This window comes from Micromonospora siamensis, assembly GCF_900090305.1.
Classification (GTDB): domain Bacteria; phylum Actinomycetota; class Actinomycetes; order Mycobacteriales; family Micromonosporaceae; genus Micromonospora; species Micromonospora siamensis.
Genome location: NZ_LT607751.1, coordinates 3,691,327 through 3,707,407, shown reverse-complemented (window position 1 = coordinate 3,707,407; position 16,081 = coordinate 3,691,327). Strand labels below are relative to the sequence as shown.

Annotated in this window: 15 protein-coding genes and 1 pseudogene; 7 read left to right on the top strand and 9 right to left on the bottom strand. The window is 74.0% G+C overall.

Going from position 1 to position 16,081, the window contains the following annotated elements:
• Positions 1 to 193: 193 nt before the first annotated feature.
• The 6 genes from GA0074704_RS17155 to GA0074704_RS17130 all read right to left on the bottom strand — a co-directional run bounded on the left by GA0074704_RS17155 (position 194) and on the right by GA0074704_RS17130 (position 4,033).
• Positions 194 to 622, bottom strand: a complete 429-nt coding sequence (locus tag GA0074704_RS17155; protein ID WP_157743705.1) for a VOC family protein — start codon at positions 620 to 622, stop codon at positions 194 to 196.
• A complete protein-coding gene (locus tag GA0074704_RS17150) occupies positions 619 to 1,320 on the bottom strand; it encodes a TetR/AcrR family transcriptional regulator (RefSeq protein ID WP_088971440.1) in 702 nt (233 codons plus the stop codon). The genes GA0074704_RS17155 and GA0074704_RS17150 overlap by 4 nt, the downstream gene beginning before the upstream one ends.
• Positions 1,321 to 1,369: 49 nt before the next feature.
• The gene (locus GA0074704_RS17145) at positions 1,370 to 2,368 is read right to left on the bottom strand and encodes a tyrosine-type recombinase/integrase (RefSeq protein WP_088971439.1); all 999 of its coding nucleotides are present in this window, start codon (positions 2,366 to 2,368) and stop codon (positions 1,370 to 1,372) included.
• A gap of 106 nt (positions 2,369 to 2,474) precedes the next feature.
• Positions 2,475 to 2,909 (bottom strand): Hsp20/alpha crystallin family protein, encoded by a 435-nt coding sequence (locus GA0074704_RS17140; protein ID WP_088971438.1) that lies wholly within the window; start codon positions 2,907 to 2,909, stop codon positions 2,475 to 2,477.
• Positions 2,910 to 2,993: 84 nt separating this feature from the next.
• A complete protein-coding gene (locus GA0074704_RS17135; RefSeq protein ID WP_088971437.1) occupies positions 2,994 to 3,509 on the bottom strand; it encodes a GNAT family N-acetyltransferase in 516 nt (171 codons plus the stop codon).
• A 32-nt stretch (positions 3,510 to 3,541) separates the two neighbouring features.
• Positions 3,542 to 4,033: a MarR family winged helix-turn-helix transcriptional regulator gene (locus GA0074704_RS17130; RefSeq protein ID WP_088971436.1), complete on the bottom strand. Its 492-nt coding sequence runs from the start codon at positions 4,031 to 4,033 to the stop codon at positions 3,542 to 3,544.
• 69 nt (positions 4,034 to 4,102) lie between these two features.
• Here GA0074704_RS17130 and GA0074704_RS17125 point away from each other — a divergent pair, with 69 nt between their 5' ends.
• Entirely contained in the window at positions 4,103 to 5,353 is a 1,251-nt protein-coding gene (locus GA0074704_RS17125; RefSeq protein WP_088971435.1) for an MFS transporter, read from the top strand.
• An 89-nt stretch (positions 5,354 to 5,442) separates the two neighbouring features.
• The gene (locus GA0074704_RS17120) at positions 5,443 to 6,261 is read left to right on the top strand and encodes a TIGR04222 domain-containing membrane protein (RefSeq protein WP_088971434.1); all 819 of its coding nucleotides are present in this window, start codon (positions 5,443 to 5,445) and stop codon (positions 6,259 to 6,261) included.
• 18 nt (positions 6,262 to 6,279) lie between these two features.
• Here GA0074704_RS17120 and GA0074704_RS17115 read toward each other — a convergent pair whose 3' ends face one another.
• Together GA0074704_RS17115 and GA0074704_RS17110 are read right to left on the bottom strand one after the other, a co-directional pair.
• Complete coding sequence (locus GA0074704_RS17115) at positions 6,280 to 7,758, bottom strand: vWA domain-containing protein (RefSeq protein ID WP_172880599.1); 1,479 nt, start codon at positions 7,756 to 7,758, stop codon at positions 6,280 to 6,282.
• 158 nt (positions 7,759 to 7,916) lie between these two features.
• A complete protein-coding gene (locus GA0074704_RS17110; protein WP_088971433.1) occupies positions 7,917 to 8,945 on the bottom strand; it encodes an aldo/keto reductase in 1,029 nt (342 codons plus the stop codon).
• A gap of 116 nt (positions 8,946 to 9,061) precedes the next feature.
• Between GA0074704_RS17110 and GA0074704_RS17105 the strand changes: the two genes are divergently transcribed.
• The 3 genes and pseudogenes from GA0074704_RS17105 to GA0074704_RS17095 all read left to right on the top strand — a co-directional run bounded on the left by GA0074704_RS17105 (position 9,062) and on the right by GA0074704_RS17095 (position 13,586).
• A complete protein-coding gene (locus GA0074704_RS17105) occupies positions 9,062 to 10,537 on the top strand; it encodes a hypothetical protein (RefSeq protein WP_231926497.1) in 1,476 nt (491 codons plus the stop codon).
• 35 nt (positions 10,538 to 10,572) lie between these two features.
• Positions 10,573 to 10,983: pseudogene (locus tag GA0074704_RS29465) on the top strand (hypothetical protein); the annotation flags it as partial.
• A 1,154-nt stretch (positions 10,984 to 12,137) separates the two neighbouring features.
• Positions 12,138 to 13,586, top strand: coding sequence for a DUF4153 domain-containing protein (locus tag GA0074704_RS17095; RefSeq protein WP_231926495.1), 1,449 nt, complete (start codon positions 12,138 to 12,140; stop codon positions 13,584 to 13,586).
• 238 nt (positions 13,587 to 13,824) lie between these two features.
• Here GA0074704_RS17095 and GA0074704_RS17090 read toward each other — a convergent pair whose 3' ends face one another.
• Complete coding sequence (locus GA0074704_RS17090) at positions 13,825 to 14,259, bottom strand: MarR family winged helix-turn-helix transcriptional regulator (protein WP_088971430.1); 435 nt, start codon at positions 14,257 to 14,259, stop codon at positions 13,825 to 13,827.
• Positions 14,260 to 14,367: 108 nt separating this feature from the next.
• Here GA0074704_RS17090 and GA0074704_RS17085 point away from each other — a divergent pair, with 108 nt between their 5' ends.
• Both GA0074704_RS17085 and GA0074704_RS17080 read left to right on the top strand, forming a co-directional pair.
• A complete protein-coding gene (locus tag GA0074704_RS17085; RefSeq protein ID WP_088971429.1) occupies positions 14,368 to 15,282 on the top strand; it encodes an alpha/beta hydrolase in 915 nt (304 codons plus the stop codon).
• A 163-nt stretch (positions 15,283 to 15,445) separates the two neighbouring features.
• Entirely contained in the window at positions 15,446 to 15,916 is a 471-nt protein-coding gene (locus tag GA0074704_RS17080; protein ID WP_088971428.1) for an HNH endonuclease, read from the top strand.
• The last annotated feature ends 165 nt before the right edge of the window (positions 15,917 to 16,081 follow it).

The window sequence follows — 16,081 nt, the reverse complement described above, 5'->3', positions numbered from 1 at the left end:
CGGTAGACCTGACACGAGGCCGATCACGCGCGGCCTCGAACGCTGTGGACCGGGCACGCGAGGGCAGCCCGGCGTGACCGACGGGACCGTCGGTCACGGGTGAGCGCGGAAAGGTGTCAGATCTGGCGAGCGGGCGGGGTCATCCGGTGTCTTCCTCTGTCCTCACTCGGCTGGGGCTCGGGTCGGGAGGAACCTACGCACCGCCGGCCGGGGGGCTCAACGGGTTTTCGGCCCGGCCGTCCGGCGTCCCGGGTCGGGACATCACCTCGTAGAGGTTGTGGTCGGCGTCGGCGAAGAAGAGCCCTCGGGCACACAGTGGATGGTCGGTGCGACCGTTGTCGGGGCTGGTCGGGGCGTTGCCGAAGGGCACCCCGGCGGCGCGCAGCCGGCGCAGGATCGCGTCGAAGGTGTCCGGATCGACGTCGAAGGCGAGGTGCACGCCGGGCGGCTCCGGCACCGCGACGAAGTCGAGGGTGAGCTGGTCGTTGACGCGTACCGGCCGGAAGTGGCCGTGCCGGCCGGCGGGCGGGAGCAGGGGCAGGCCCATCACGTGGGCGAAGAACTCCGCGGCGGCCGAGTGGTCGACCGCCGGCACCAGGGTGTGGTTGAGGGTGACCGTCATCCCGCCACCGCCGGCGTCAGGGCGCCGTGCAGGAACAGGTCGACCAGTTCCGCCGGGTCCGGTGGGTGGCCGGTCAGTGGTCCCCGGGGGGTCAGCAGGGCCAGGAAGAGCGCGGCGAGCCGGTCCACCGGGAGACGCAGCCGGTCGGCGTCCGGGGCGAGCAGGTCGGCCACGGCGAGGCGTACGGCCTCGGTGGCGGTGTCCCGGTCCGGCCGGCTGTGCTCCCGGTCGGCGTCGCGGCCGGGAGCACCGTCGCCGGCGGCGCGGCCCGGACGGTCATCGGCGTTGCGGCCCGGATGGTCGTCGGCGTCGGCGCGGTGCCGGTCCCGGCCGCCGTGACCGGTGGCGTGCAGCACGCCGAGCACCGCGCCGAGCCGGTCGAGGTGGGCGAGCACCGCCTCGGCGGCGGTGGTGAGCCGCCGCGGCAGCGGCTCACCGCGCTCGATCGCGGCCAGTTCGGCCAGTACCGTGTCCGGCCGCAGCACCTCGGCCACGCAGGCCCGCAGCAGGGCGTCCTTGTCGGCGAAGGCCCGGAAGACGGTGGCCTCGCCGATGCCGGCGGCGCGGGCCACCTGGGCGGTGGTCACCGCCGGGCCGAGGGTGGTCAGCAGCGGCAGTGCGGCGCGCACGATCATCGCCCGCCGGTCCTGTGGGCTCATCCCCGGGGCGCGTCGCCGGGGTACGTCGGTGGTCGTCATGCCACCGACCTTTGCGGAGTGAGTGGTCACTCCGCAACGCATTTAGCGGTCAGCCGCGCCGCCGCGCCCGGGCCGCCCAGATCACGTACGCCGGATCCCGGTCCAGGTTGTGCCGGTCCCGGTCGTAGCGGCGGGTGGTGCGCGGGTCGGCGTGGCCCATGGCGTCCTGCACGTCCTCCAGCGGCACCCCCTCCGCGCGGGCGGTGGTGGCGAAGGCGTGCCGCAGCGAGTGCGGGGACAGCTTCGCCCACGCCGCGATCCCCGCCTCCCGGGCCAGCCGGCGCACCAGCCGGAACACCGAGTGCCGGTCCAGCCGGGCGCCGCTGGCGGTGACCAGCAGCGGGCCGGTCAACTGGGCCACCGGTACGCCCTGTGCGGCGGCCCGGGCGGACAGGTACGCGTCGACGGCGTACGCGGTGCCGGGGGTGAGCGCCCGGCGGCGGGGCCGGCCGCCCTTGCCGACGAAGCGCACGCTGCGGTGGCCCCGCTCGGCGCCCAGGTCGGTCAGGTCCAGCGAGATCAGCTCCCCCACCCGCAGACCCAGGTCGGCCAGGAGGGCGATCGCGGCGCGGTTGCGGGCGGCGGTCGGGCCGGCGTCCGCCTCGGCGGCGGCGAGCAGCGCGTCCACCTCGTCCGGGGTCAGCCCGATCGTCGCCGAGTGGTCCCGGTCGATGCGGGGCCGGTCGGCGCCGGCCACCGGGTTGGCGTCGATCGCCCGCAGCCGGACCAGGAAGTCGTACCAGCTGGACAGGGCGGACAGGCGGCGGGCGACGGTGGCCGGGGTCAGCGGGCGGCCACTACGCACGCCCCGGGTGGCCTCCAGCTCCCGGGCGTAGGTGTTGACGTCGAGGAAGTTCGCCCGCAGCGGGTCGAGGTCGCGCCGGTCGCACCAGGCCAGCCAGGTGGCGACGTCCCGCCGGTACGCGTCGCGGGTGTGCTCGGACAGGCGCCGGTTGCGCAACCACGCCTCGGTGAAGTCGACCGGCCCACCGGGCAGGGCGGGCCGGGCCGACTGGCGGGGCAGCACCGGGACGTCGCGACGCAGCATGTGAGAAAGGCTCTCAGCCCGGACCGGATTTGCCGCGCAGGCGCGCCCGGGACGGTCGCGTCGGGGACGGGCCGGTCGACGACGTGGCGTCGACCGGCCCGCCAGGTCAGGCGTTGATCTCCCTGCGCCCGTTGCCGTCGGGGTGGGCGGCGGTGACGCTGATCCGCCGGGGCTTGGCCCGCTCGGCGATCGGGATGCGCAGGGTCAGCACCCCGTTGTCGTAGCCGGCCTCCAGCCGATCGGTGTCCAGGGTGTCGCCGAGGAACAACTGGCGGCTGAAGGTGCCCATCGGCCGCTCGGCGGCGACCAGCTCGACGCTCTCGCCGGTGGGCCGCCGGCGCTGCGCGCGGACGGTCAGCACGTTGCGCTCGACGGTGCAGTCGATGCTGTCCGGGTCGACGCCCGGCAGGTCGAACACGGCGTAGAACCACTCGCCGTCGCGGTAGGCGTCCAGGTGCATGACGGCCGGCCGGGTGGCGGTGCTGAACAGCTGCTCGGCGAGGCGGTCGATCTCGCGGAACGGGTCGGTACGCATCAACATCGGTGTGCCTCCTCGGGTTCTCCAGGGCCGAAGGTCTCGTGGGTCGTTAGTTGAGCCGAGGGGACTCAACTTCCACTTCCTTGTTTAGCGCGCCGCACGGGACTCGTCAAGCGCGGTGGGCAGCGCCTTCTCGAACCAGTGCTGGGCGTACGGATCGTCGTTGAACGCCGGGATCTCGGCGTACCCGTGCCGGGCGTACAGCGCCCGCGCCTCGACCAGGTCCGAGCGGGTGTCCAGCCGGATCCGGGTGGCCCCCGCAGCGCCGGCGCGCCGCTCCACCTCGGCCAACAGCGCCGCCCCGCCACCCAGGCCGCGGTGCGCCGGATCGACGAAGAGCCGGGTCAGTTCCGCCCACCCGGGTCGCCACCGCAGCCCCGCACAGCCGGACGGCGCACCGCCCCGGTCGGCCACCAGCAGCACGCCGGTCGGCGGGGCCAGGTCGTCGCTGGGAAAGGCGCTCATCGCCTCGGCCACCTCCCGCCTCTGGGCGGGGCGCCGGTGCCAGCGGCCCACGATCTCGGCGTAGTAGCGCCACAACAGCGCCGCGGCGTCGGGGTCGTCCGGGCGGGCCTGTCGCACCGTCCACGTCGAGGTGGTCACGCTCCGATCCTCGTTGCCCGGTCAACGCGGTTTCAGGGACGTTCGGCGAGCAGCATGACCCGCCGCAACAGGTCGGCCAGCTGCCGGCGTTCCTCCGGGTCCAGGACGCCGAGCAGGCGGTGCTCCTCGTCGCCCTGCACCTGCATCGCGGCCCGCCAGGCGTCCCAGCCGGCGTCGGTGAGCTCCACGTCGATCCGGCGGCGGTCCACGGTCGACGGGATGCGGCGCACGTGGCCGCGTCGCAGCAGGGCGTCGACCCGGGCGGTGACCGAGGCCGGGGCCATCCGCAGGTCGTCGGCGAGCTCGGACGGGGCGGCCCGGCCCCCTCGTCCGGCCAGGGCGTGCAGGGTGTCGTACTCGTGGGCCGGCAGGTCGTGGTCGGCCAGCACCCGCTCCTTGACCGCGCGCAGGTGGCGGGTCAGGTGCAGCATCCGCACCACCGAGCCCTCCACGTCGGCGTCGAGGTCGGGCAGGACCGGCAGCCACCGGTCGATGTGGGCGTCGGTGCGGTCGCGGTCGGTCACCCGACCAGTGTACGTCGACATCGAAATATTCGTTGACGAAAGGTTCGGCGTCGAACTACCTTCTGGGTCATGACCCATCCCCTGCGGCTGCCCGCGTTCCGCCTGCTCTTCATCGGCCGTACCGCCTCGGCCGTCGGCGACGCCGTCGTGCCCGTCGCCCTGGCCCTGGCCGTGCTGCGCGTCACCGGCTCCGCCGGCGCGCTGGCCCTCGTGCTGAGCTGCGCGATGGTGCCGAAGCTGCTGCTGCTCCCCCTCGGCGGCGTCATCGCCGACCGTTTCCCCGCCCGCCGGGTCGCCATCATCACCGACCTGGTCCGCGGCGCCGCCCAACTCGCCGTCGGTCTCGAACTGCTCGGCGGAACCCCCGCCCTGACCCACCTCGCCGTCGCCTCCGCCATCGGCGGCGCCGCCTCCGCGTTCGCCATGCCGACCGCGTCGCCGCTGGTCGCCGGCACCGTCGAGGCCGCCGGCCGGCAACGCGCCAACGCGCTGATGGGTGCCACCGCCAACGCCAGCCGCCTCGCCGGACCGGCCCTGGCCGGCCTGCTGGTCTGGACCGTCGGCCCCGGCTGGGCCTTCGTCCTGGACGCCGCCACCTTCGCCGTCAGCGCCGCGCTGCTGGCCGCCATCCAGGTACGCCGCGTCCCGGTGCCCAGGAGTTCGCTCCGCGCCGACCTCGCGTCGGGCTGGCGGGAGGTACGCACCCGCGACTGGTACTGGTCCAGCCTGATCGCCCACGGGGTGTGGAACGGCGCCGCCGCCGTGCTGCTCGTCGTCGGCCCGGTGGTCGCCGTGCACCGCCTGGGCGGTGAAGGCGTCTGGGTGCTCATGCAGCAGACCGGCGGAGTGGGACTGCTGGCCGGTTCGTTGCTGGCCACCCGCGCCCGCCCCACCCGCCCGGTCCTGGTCGGCAACCTGGCCCTGGCCGGGTACGCCGCACCGCTGCTCCTGCTCGGCCTCGCCGCACCCGCGGTGGTCGTGATCCCCGCCTACGGGCTGGCGCTGGCCGCCCTCGGCTTCCTCAACCCGGTCTGGGAGACCGTGGTGCAGGACCGGATCCCCGCCCACGCGCTGGCCCGGGTCAGCTCCTACGACTGGCTCGTCTCGCTGGCCGCGATGCCCGTCGGCTACGCCCTGGCCCCGCTCGCCGCCCGGGCCTGGGGGACGGGCACCCCGCTGCTCGTGGCGGCGGCGCTGGTCGCCCTGTTCTGCGCCGGCACCGCGGCCGTCCCCGGCGTACGCCGACTCACCTGGACCACCGGACCGGCGGCCGCCCCCGAGCCGGCTCCCGCCGCCGCGGCGCCGGCCCCGGCGCGATAGGCGCCGCCGGTCTCCGGCGGGCAGCGGCACCTCCCGCTGCCCACCGGCCGCGCCGCGCCGCCCCGGCCGGCCCGGCCATACTGGGCGACATGCTCTGGGGTGTCAGCGGACCGCTCTTCCTCCTCGACTACCTCGCCGCCGTCGCCGGGACGCTCGCCGTCGCCCTGGCGGTGCGCGCGACGACCGGCCGACGTGCCCGGGGCGCGGAACCGGACATCGTCGAGCTGGCGTACCTGACCGACCGGGCGGGCCTGGCCTGCCAGGTCGGCATGGCCGCCCTGCGCCGCGCCGGCGTGGTGCACCTCGGCGAGCTGGCCACCATGTCGGTCGACGGTCCCCCGCCACCGCGCTCCGCGCAGCTGGTCCGCGCCCTGCACGCCGCGCTGCGCCGGCCGCAGACCTGGGCCGCCGTGCTCGCCGACCCGGCCGTCGGCCGGGCCCTGCGCCGGCTGGTCGGCCGGCTGGTCCGCGACGGCTGGCTGCTCACCCCCGCCCAACGGCGCCGCGTCGCGCTGGCCACCGTGCCACTGTTCACCGTCGCCGCCGTCGGCGTGACCCGGCTGGTCGACAGCGCCGTCGAGCACCGCGACGCCGGCACCCCCGCGTCGGTGGCCGGCCTGCTGCTGTGCTGCCTGGCCACCGCACTGGGCGGCTGGTGGCTGTGCGAGGTCCCCGAGACCGGGGCCGCGGCCCGTGGCCTGCTGCGCCGCCGGCGCCGGGCCCACGCCCACCTGGCGCCCGAACAGCGCCCCACGTGGAGCGACCACGGCACCGACGACCTGCTCACCGCGATGGCGCTGTTCGGTCCGCGTCCGCTGCTCGCCGTCGACCCCCGCTTCGCGGTGCAGGTCGGCGTGGATCCCGACCGCGACCGCCCCACCCAGCAACCGAAACTCGCCCGCCGCTGAGCTGACCCCCGCCGGCGGTCAGCTCAGTTCGTCGGCCGCGCGGATCACCCGACCCAGCTCCCGTACGTCTCCGTCGTCGGTGTCCGCCGCCGCCCGGTCCGCGATCGTCGCCAGCCCGTCGAGGTGCGCCGGCCGGTCCTCCCGCAACGCCTGCGCGAACCAGGCCGCCGCGTAGCAGGTCCGCAGCCGCGCCGACGCCTCGGCGAAGTCCCGGTCCAGGTCCGCGACGCTCACCGACGCGTACGTCTCCGCCGGCTCCCGGGTACGCGGATCCGCCCAGCGCACCTGCACCCGGGCGGCCCGCGCCGACGCCTTCGCCCCGTCGGCGAGCCGCACCTCGTACAGCGCCGTGACGCTGTGCCCCGGACCCACCTCGCCACCGTCGACCCGGTCGTCGCGGAAGTCCTCGTCGGCGATCGCCCGGTTGTCGTACCCCACCAGCCGGTACGAGCGCACGGTGTCCTTCTCGAACGTCACCTGCACCTTCGCGTCCAACGCCCGCACGGTCAACGTCGCCGGCAACTGCTCGACGAACACCTTGCGGGCCTGCCCGAGGTCGCTGACGTACACGGCGAACCCGTCGCCCCGGTCGGCCAGCTGCTCCATCAGCTGGTCGCCGTACTCGCTGCCGACGCCCACGCCGAGCATCGCGATCTGCTTCTCCGCCTCGGCGCGTACCCGGCGCAGGATCGGCTCCGCGTCGGTGCTGCCCACGTTGGCCAGCCCGTCGGAGAGCACGATCACCCGGTTGGTGCCGCCGGCCCGGAACCCGTCCCGCGCCACCCGGTAGCCCAGCGTCAACCCGGCCTCCAGGTTGGTGCTGGACCGGGTGTGCAGCGCGTCCACCGCGTCGTGCAGGGCGCGGGCGTCGGAGACGCGGGTCATCTCGCGGACCACCCGGGCCTCGTCGCTGAACTCGACGATCGCGATCGAGTCGGTCGGCCGCAGCTGGTCCACCAGCGTGTGCAGCGCGTCCTGGACCAGGTCCAGCCGCCCCGGCTCGCCCATCGACCCGGACACGTCCACGACGAAGGTCAGCGCGGCGTCGGAGCGGCTGCGCGGGTCCTCCGACCGGGTCTGCAGGCCGACCCGCAGCAACCGGGTCTCCCCGGGCGCCTCGGCGTCACGCGGCAGCCGCGAGCCGTCGGTGTGGATGGCGAACCCGTCTCCGGTCGGCTCGGGGTAGTCCTGCCGGAACGAGTTGACGAACTCCTCGGGCCGTACCTCGGCGGGCCGCGGCAGCCGGCCGTCGCGCACCAGCCGGCGGGTGTAGCCGTACGACGCGGTGTCCACGTCGACCCCGAAGGTGGACTGGGCGTCCCGCTGCGTCTGGGTGTCGCCACCGGCGGCGGTCGGACCGTCCTCCCGGTACGGTGCCGGCGCCGGCCGCCCCGCGTCGCTGCTGCGCCCGGTGGGACCACCGGCGGAGCAGGCGGTGACCGACAGGGCGGCCAACAGCACCCCCGACAGCAGCGCCATCCGTCGTCTGTGGACCATGCTTCCTCCGCGAGGGCGAGGGGTGGGCGGACCCGGTCGGGTCCCGGCATGGTCATTGGACGCGCCCCGGTGCGCCGACGGCTCCCGCCGTGGCCGAGTCGAGACCCAAGCGTGAACGTCGTTACCGTTCCGTGGGCGGCTCGTTACCGAAGCCCGCCTCAACCGGCCGGCAGCTCCCGGCCGCGCTGGCGCACCCCCGCCTGCCCGTACGGGTAGTCGCCGACCGGCGGGGCGCTCGCCTCGTCCAGCAGCCGGCTGTCCTCGGCGTCCAACCGCAGGTCCGCGGCGCTCAGGTTGTCGTCGAGCTGGTCGGTGGTGCGGGCGCCCAGGATCACCGAGGTGACCGCCGGCCGGTCCACCAGCCAGGCCAACGCCACCGCCGACATGGAAACCCCGCGCCGCTGCGCCACCTCACGCACCGCGTCGACCACCCGCCAGGTCCGCTCCTGGGCGTTGCGCCCCGCGTACGCCTCGACGCCACGCTCCGGGTTCTCACCCAGCCGGGTGGCGCCGGTGGGCGGGGTGTCGCGCCGGTACTTCCCGGTCAGCCAGCCCCCGCCCAGCGGCGACCAGGGCAGGATGCCGATGTTCTCGTTCTCGCACACCGGCACGATCTCGAACTCGATCTCCCGCACCAGCAGGTTGTACTGCGGTTGCAGGGTCACGATCGGGGCCAGGCCGAGGTGCCCGGTGAGCAGGGCCGCCTTCTGCAACTGCCAGCCGGTGAAGTTGCTGACCCCGGCGTAGCGGATCTTCCCCGCCCGTACCGCGTCGTCGAGGAAGCGCAGCGTCTCCGGCAGCGGGGTCAACGGATCCCAGGCGTGCGCCTGGTACAGGTCGACGTACTCCACGCCGAGGCGGCGCAGGCTGGCGTCCAGGGCGCGGGTCAGGTGCACCCGGGACAGTCCGGCGTCGTTGGGGCCCGGGCCCATCGGGAACCGGCCCTTGGTGGCGATCACCAGCTGGTCGCGGCGCTCGGGGTGGCGGCGCAGCCACCGCCCGACGATCTCCTCGGACACTCCGGAGGAGTAGACGTCGGCCGTGTCCACGAACGTGCCGCCCGCGGCCACGAACCGGTCCAGCTGGGCGAAGCTGCCCGCCTCGTCGGTCTCCGCGCCGAAGGTCATCGTCCCCAGGGCCAGGGTCGACACCACCGTGCCGCTGCCGCCGAGGGTGCGGTGTCGCATGGTCTTCCTCCCAGGTCGTCGCCGGTGACCCGCCGATCCTGCCACCGCCCCGTGCCGGCCCGCAGCGCAGACCGCCCCCGCTGCGACCCATCGGGCGATACGGCAGAGTGGGGCCCGTGACGACGGCGAACGTGCAGGGCCCGACCGGGGTGGTGTTCCCCGAGATCCGCGGTGCGCGCAGCACCAGCGCGCTGGGCCGGTCGGTGGTGGCCGACGCGCTGCGCGCCGTCGACCCGGTGGGCGCCCGCGCCGCCGAACACGAGACCGACTGGCGGCACGGTTACCTCGGCCACTTCCGCCGGCTGGTCGAGGCCGGGCTGCTGTCCCGGGAGGCGGCGCTGACCGTGGCCCGCGACGGGCTGGCCGCCCTGCACGCCCGGATGCGCTACCGGCCCGACGGTGACGCCGAGGTGCCGCTGGACCAGGCGTGCGACCTGCCCGACGGCGAGCCGCTGGAGACCGCCACCGTCACCGGTGGGGGCGACGTGGAGCGGGAGTTCTCCCTGCCGTACCGGGGGCAACGGCTGCGCGGCGACGACCTGCGCCGCCGCCTCGACGCCTGGGTCGAGGCCGGCGTCGTGGAACCGACCTGCGCCGAGGCGGTCCGCGCGGTGCTCGCCAACCCGGACTGGCTGGACCTGCGCGACCAGCGGATCGTGGTGCTCGGCGCCGGCGCCGAGATGGGCCCGCTGCCGTCGGTGCTGCGCTGGGGCGGCGACGTGGTCGCCGTCGACCTGCCCCGCCCGGAGATCTGGCGCCGGGTGCTGCGCACCGCCCGCCGCCACGGCGGCCGACTGCACCTGCCGGTACGCCCCGGCACCTCGGGCGACGACGCGGCCCTCGCGCAGGGCGCCGGCGCGGACCTGCTGCACCGCCTCCCGCAGGCCACCGGCTGGCTGCGCGGCGTCGACGGCCGCCTGGTGCTCGGCAACTACGTGTACGCCGACGGCGCCACCAACGTGCGGGTCGCCACCGCCGTGGACGCCCTGACCGTCGCGCTGACCCGGGAACGCCCCGACGTCGCGTTGGCCTTCCTGGCCACCCCCACCGACGTGTACGCCGTCCCCGGCGAGGCCGTCGCCCACGCCGAACGCGGCTACGCGGCCCGCGGCCTGGCCCGCCGGTCGCTGCGGGTGCTCTCCGGCGGCCGGCTGCTGCACCGCAACTACCCGCCCGGCGCCGACCCCGGAGTCAACGACAGTCTCGTCCCCCAGCAGGGCCCGAACTACGCCCTGGCCAAGCGCCTGCAACGGTGGCGGGCGGCGGTGGCCCGCGACGGCGGGGCGACGGTGTCGTTCAGCGTGGCGCCGCCGACGCGTACCCGGTCGGTGCTGCGCAACCGGGCCCTCGCCGCCGCGTACGCCGGGGCGCACCGCTTCGGCGTCGAGGTGTTCGAACCGGCCACCAGCAACACGCTGATGGCGGCGCTGCTCGTGCACGATCTGCGCACCGGGGGCGGCCCGACGCAACCGCACCCGTGGCAGGACGAGGCGTACGCCGCCGCCCACGGTGGGCTGTGGCGCATCCCGTACGCCCCGCGCAGCGCCCTCGGCCTGGCCGTGCTGCTCGGCCTGGGCGGTGCGCGGGCCTGAGGTTTCCTTGTCTTGGGCCTCGGGAAGGCATTTCCATGGCCGAGACCTTCGCAGACCAGGACCTGATGACCCTGCAGTCCATCGCGCGCGGGGCCGGGATACCGGACACCGAGCGCATGCCGCACGACGAGTTGGTCGACATGCTGCGGCGGGCCGGTCTGGCCGAACCGGACGGCCGGCCGGTGGACACCAGCATCGCCGATCCCGGTGATCCGGGCACCGACGCCGGGGTGTACCACGCCCGCGGCGCCGGACGGCGGGAATCCGCCGGTGGCGTGGGCGCCCAGACCGGCTGGCCGGACCAGCCGACCCGCGATCCCGCCCACCTGGCCGGGTTGCCGCGCAGCAGCCTGACGCTGGGCGACGAGAGCACCGGCGGTCGGGCCGCCCAGGAGGCGATCGGCGCCCGGCCCGGGGAGACCCGGATCGAGGACCGCAGCCGCGACGTCGGCCGCGTCCAGGGTGAGGTGCGGGACCCGGCCGACCTGGCGGGGCTGCCGCGCAGCAGCCTGACGCTGGGCGACGAGAGCACCGGTGGCGTCGCCGCCGAGGAGGCGATCGGCGCCCGACCCGGCGAGTCCGACACCGAGATCGACGACCGCTCCCGAGGCTGACCATCGGCCGTGCCGGGGCCGACCCGCTGAGCCGGGCTGCTCCGGTACGGCCTTCGGATTTCTCGCAGCCGATCTCGACGGAGTTCGGCGGACGTCCTGCCGGACGCCCCCGTCGTCGACCTGGCCCACCACCGACGGAGTCGACTCGACCAACCGGTCGTGCAGGGTCTCAGCCGGCTTCTGGGGCCCGCCGTTCCGGATCTTCGCGCCCAGCGAGATCACGCTGCTCATCCTGCACGCGGGGTAGTCGGCGCGGCACCGGGCGATCATGGGACGGCGCGGCGGCGCGTGACCCCGTACATTGACCGCGCCGTTTCACAGAGGAGAGTGCCTTGGTCGAGCCGCCACCGGTGCCTGACCCCGGACGCAAGCCCGGATCCGTGGCGGGCGGGAACCCCGGCGACCCGACCCCGTATCTGTTGGTCATGCCCACCGTCGAGGGAGCACCGGCCGGGGTGCCCTGGCCGGGGCCCGACGGGCAGCCCGCCTGGGCGATCCCGGTGACCGTCCCGCCCGGCACCCGGGGCTATGCGGTGTTCGTCCCGTTGGTGCCGGGCGGGCAACCGGTCCCGACGCCGCGACCCCTGCCCATCCCTGCCGACGGTGGTGCGGGCGGCGAGGTGAATTTCCCACCTGCCGGTGGTGCCGCGGCTGGTGAAAGCACTCCCCCGCCCGCCGACGACCCGGCGGCGAGGGCTCTCGCGGAGTCCGGAGGGGACGAGCCACAACCCGGCCCGCCACCGGCGAGCACCACGCCGACGACGCCCGCGCCTGCCGTGACACCCCGGCCGACGCCGGCACCCCGGCCGATGCCCGGGACTCAGCCGGTGTCGCAGCACCGGGTCCTGGCGCCACCGCCACCCGCTCCGGGACCGCGGGCCCTTACGCCGATGTCGCCGCACGGCGGATTCTTCCAACCCACCCCACCGCCCCCGGGCTTTCTGGCGACCCGGTGGCCGGGACCGGCGCCGGCGACGGGCCGCGCCGTGCCGGCGGCGGTGCTCGCCGGGGCGGTGGGCCTCGCCGCCTTTCTGCCGCTCGGTCACACCGGCGTCGGCTGGTTCCTGAGCTGCCTGGCCCTGGTCGTCGGGGTCGCGATCGCGGTACGGCGAGCGACGGCCGACCAACCGCGTACGCAGCGGTGGGTCCGCGCCGGTTGGGCGGTCGCGGCGCTGGCGCTGACCTCGGTGCTCACCTTCCGCAACGCCTGGTGGCTGGTCACCTTCTGCGTTCTCGGCGCGCTGGGCTGCGGGGCACTGGCCATCGTGGGCGGCCGACTGGTCCGGTCGATCGTGTTCAGTCTGGTGGCCGCGCCGTTCGCGGCGGTGCGGGGCCTGCCCTGGGTACGCCGGCACGTCGGCGCCCCGGCCCGCCCCACCGCGGTCCGCCGGATCGGCTGGTCGGTGCTGGTCACCGTGCTCGTGCTGATCGTCTTCGGCGGGCTCCTGTCGTCGGCCGACGCGGCCTTCTCCGTGGTGCTCGGCAAGCTGGTCCCCGAGATCAACGTCGGCAGCGTGTTCCGATGGATCTTCCTGCTGGCGGTGGGCGGGCTGATCGCGGTCGCCGCCGTCTACACGATCTCGGCACCACCCGACCTGTCCGCACTGGACAAGCCGGGGGCGCGCCGGCTCGGACTGGTGGAGTACGTCCTGCCGCTCGGGGCGCTGACCGTGCTGTTCGTCGGCTTCGTCGCGGTCCAGTTCACGGTGCTCTTCGGCGGCCAACGACACGTGCTGCGAACCGCCGGCCTCAGTTACGCCGAGTACGCCCGCAGCGGGTTCTGGCAACTGGTCGCGGTCACCCTGCTGACCCTGGCCGTGCTGGGTGGCGTGAGCCGGTGGGCGCGGCGCGACCGACCGGTCGAGCGTGTCGTGCTGCGGGTCCTGCTCGGTCTGCTCAGCACGCTGGGCGTCGTCATCGTGGTGTCCGCGCTGTCGCGGATGTACGCCTACCAGAAGGTCTACAGCTTCACCGGGGAGCGCATCTTCGTGATGGCGTCCGAGCTGCTCCTCGGCGCCGTCCTCATCATGATCATGGTGGCCGGGGTCCGCTGGCGGGGGGCTTGGATCCCGCGGCTGACCGTGGCACTCGCCGTGGTCATGCTGCTGAGCCTGGCCGTGCTCAATCCGGAGGACTACGCGGCCCGCCGCAACGTCGACCGCTACGAGCAGACCGGCAAGATCGATGCGTGGTACCTGCGGGCGCTCTCCGCCGACGCCACGCCGGCCCTGGCGACGCTGCCCGACGAGGTGCGGCGCTGCACGTTGAGCTGGATCGCCGACGACCTGGCGGGGAGCGATCCGTGGAACGCCTGGAACCTGGGCCGCGCCCGGGCTCGGGCGGAGTTGCGGCGGATCGGGCCGGCCGCGGTCGGCGGGCAGCGCGACTGCAAGGCCGCCGACCAGTTCGACCTGCCCAAGACCCGCAACTGGTGACGACAGGGACGAAGGGCGGGCAGCCAGATCGCGGAACCGTGGTTGCGGCCGGCGCGGCGGGTCCGGCACCTGGATCGACGACCCCACGCAACAAGTGACCGCTGATTCGGCCTCGGGGAACATCGGTAAACGATCATGGTCCGGGCGGCACGCGGTGGACAAGGATCCTGCGACCGCCACAGCCGCGGTCAAGACCGACCGGGACAAGCACGTCGCAGCAGAACACCGGACAGACGGGTCACTCGCGCACACGGGCTGACGCGGGCGAGTCGAGCATCGCTTTGAGGATGCGTTGCAGCTCGGCGCGGTCCTGGGGGGTGACCCTCGCCAGCCTGCGGTCGTACTCCGCTGCGAGGGCTGCAAGTGCTCGATCGCGTGCTTTCCTGCCCTCGTCGGTCAGTACGAGCCGGTGACGCCGCAGGTCCGCCTCGTCGATCTCGCGCCGGACAAGGCCCTTGGCGACGAGGTTGCGGACGTACACCGTCACGCTCGCCTTGGGCAGCAGCAGCGCAGTCGCGATCTCGGCCGGGTACGGCGATGCCTCCACCTCGGCCAGGACGAAAAACTCCTTCGTCTCCAGCCCGAGTTCCGCCAGCTCCCCCGTGCAGGCATCCATCACGACGCCCAGCAGCCGCTGGTTCAGCGTCCACAGCCGCGCCCCGTCGACCGACATGCGGCCCCTCCATCCGAGTGATACAGTTTCGTACTAGTTCCAGATCGTACAAGATACGGTCTTGTACTGGACTCCTGTGGAACAATAATCTCACGAAGGAAGCCAGACATGCTTCAGCACCTCTTGATCCCGCGCGGCCCCATCAACCTCGCCGCGGACCTCCACCTGCCCGACAACGCCGACAGCAGCGCACCGCTGCGCACCGTGGTGCTCTCCACCCCGGGCAGCAGCGTGAAGGAGCAGATCGGCGCCAACTACGCCTCCCGTCTCGCCGCCCGCGGCATCGCGGCCCTCGTCCTCGACCCCGGCCATCAGGGCCAGAGCGGGGGCGAGCCCCGCGACCTCGAAGACCCCTACCGCCGAGGCGAGGACATCTCCTACGCCATCGACCTGCTCACCACGACCCCCGGCATCGACCCACAGCGCATCGGCGTCCTCGGCATCTGCGCCGGTGGCGGGTACGCCGTCCACACCGCCCGTACGGACCACCGCATCAAGGCGGTCGGCACGGTCGTCCCCGTCGACATCGGCAACGCGTTCCGCAGCTTCTCCCCCGACGGTCCGGCCGCAGCACTCGACGCCCTCGCGGACGCACGGACCGAAGAGGCCCGCCGCGGCGAGACGACCCGCGTGAACTGGCTGCCCGACACCATCGAGGACGCCACGGCAGCGGGCGTGACCGACATCGACACCACTCAGGCCATCACCTACTACCGCACCGAGCGCGGCGGCAACGAACACTCCACGAACCGGCGCCTCCTGCGCAGCGACTCCCTTCTGCTGGGCTACGACGCCTTCCACCTGGCCGATCAGCTCATGACCCAGCCACTGCAGGTCATCCTCGCCGGACACATCGGCAACACCGGCTCCTACGACACCGGCATGCAACTGTGGAAGCTGGCCCCCAACCCCGTCGACCTCATGGTGATCGACGGCGCCGGCCACTACGAGATGTACGACGAACCCGAATACGTCGACGCCGCCGTCGAACGACTCACCAGCTTCTACGCGAACAACCTGTGACCGCGGGCGTGGACGACGCCTCACTGGACCGACACGGTACGGGCGAGATCGTTCTCACCGACAACCACGGTTCCGTTGGTCCCCGAGGTCCTGATTGCGCCGCCCCGGGTGTACGGCGCCGGCGCGCCCTCGTCCTGTCACCCCGCTCTCCTACGCTGTCGGCGTGCTGTCGCAGATCCGTGGGCTGTCAGGCCACTTCACCGAGGAATCACTGCGCTCCTACCTCATCGGTCGCTCGGTCAGGCTCGACGACGGCTGTCTGATCGTGCGCGGTTATGGCAGCCGGCGTGGCATCCACCAGAAGCTCGCTGGTCGAGCGTGGGCACACATCGCCGCCTACGTCGTGTTCCTCGGCGGGTACGACCCGGATCTCAATGTTCACCACCTCTGCGGCGTCCCCGACTGCATCGAGCCGACCCACCTGCAACAGCTGACCCATGCGGAGAACTGCCGCGGCCGCGCCCAGCCGCCGCAGTGCCGCAACGGTCATGACCGGGAGATCGACCCCGACACGCGGCGCTACCGCCGGGTGTGTCGGGAGTGCAACCGGCAGGCGCAGAAGCGGTGGCGGGACCGGCAGTCGGCCGAGGTGGCCCGGGCCCGGGCCGAGTACGGGCGCTCTCGGACCGATTGACCTTCCGGCGGTCTCGGGTGAGAGATCCTCGGGGATTTACACCAGCGTAAGTACTTACGCCAAAGAACCGTCATTATGATGCACTGCCGTTACGTCCGGTTTGTCCGTGCTAAATATCGGATTACCGGTAATGGCTATCCGTTAATTCGGGTGTGGGGATCTGTG

Excerpts from the sequence above, each read along its gene's own strand:
- GA0074704_RS17150 (WP_088971440.1), bottom strand. The coding sequence starts at position 1,320 with ATGACGACCACCGACGTACCCCGGCGACGCGCCCCGGGGATGAGCCCA.
- GA0074704_RS17090 (WP_088971430.1), bottom strand. The coding sequence starts at position 14,259 with ATGTCGGTCGACGGGGCGCGGCTGTGGACGCTGAACCAGCGGCTGCTG.
- GA0074704_RS17110 (WP_088971433.1), bottom strand. The coding sequence starts at position 8,945 with ATGCGACACCGCACCCTCGGCGGCAGCGGCACGGTGGTGTCGACCCTG.
- GA0074704_RS17145 (WP_088971439.1), bottom strand. The coding sequence starts at position 2,368 with ATGCTGCGTCGCGACGTCCCGGTGCTGCCCCGCCAGTCGGCCCGGCCC.
- GA0074704_RS17120 (WP_088971434.1), top strand. The coding sequence starts at position 5,443 with ATGCTCTGGGGTGTCAGCGGACCGCTCTTCCTCCTCGACTACCTCGCC.
- GA0074704_RS17140 (WP_088971438.1), bottom strand. The coding sequence starts at position 2,909 with ATGTTGATGCGTACCGACCCGTTCCGCGAGATCGACCGCCTCGCCGAG.
- GA0074704_RS17085 (WP_088971429.1), top strand. The coding sequence starts at position 14,368 with ATGCTTCAGCACCTCTTGATCCCGCGCGGCCCCATCAACCTCGCCGCG.
- GA0074704_RS17155 (WP_157743705.1), bottom strand. The coding sequence starts at position 622 with ATGACGGTCACCCTCAACCACACCCTGGTGCCGGCGGTCGACCACTCG.
- GA0074704_RS17115 (WP_172880599.1), bottom strand. The coding sequence starts at position 7,758 with ATGGTCCACAGACGACGGATGGCGCTGCTGTCGGGGGTGCTGTTGGCC.
- GA0074704_RS17125 (WP_088971435.1), top strand. The coding sequence starts at position 4,103 with ATGACCCATCCCCTGCGGCTGCCCGCGTTCCGCCTGCTCTTCATCGGC.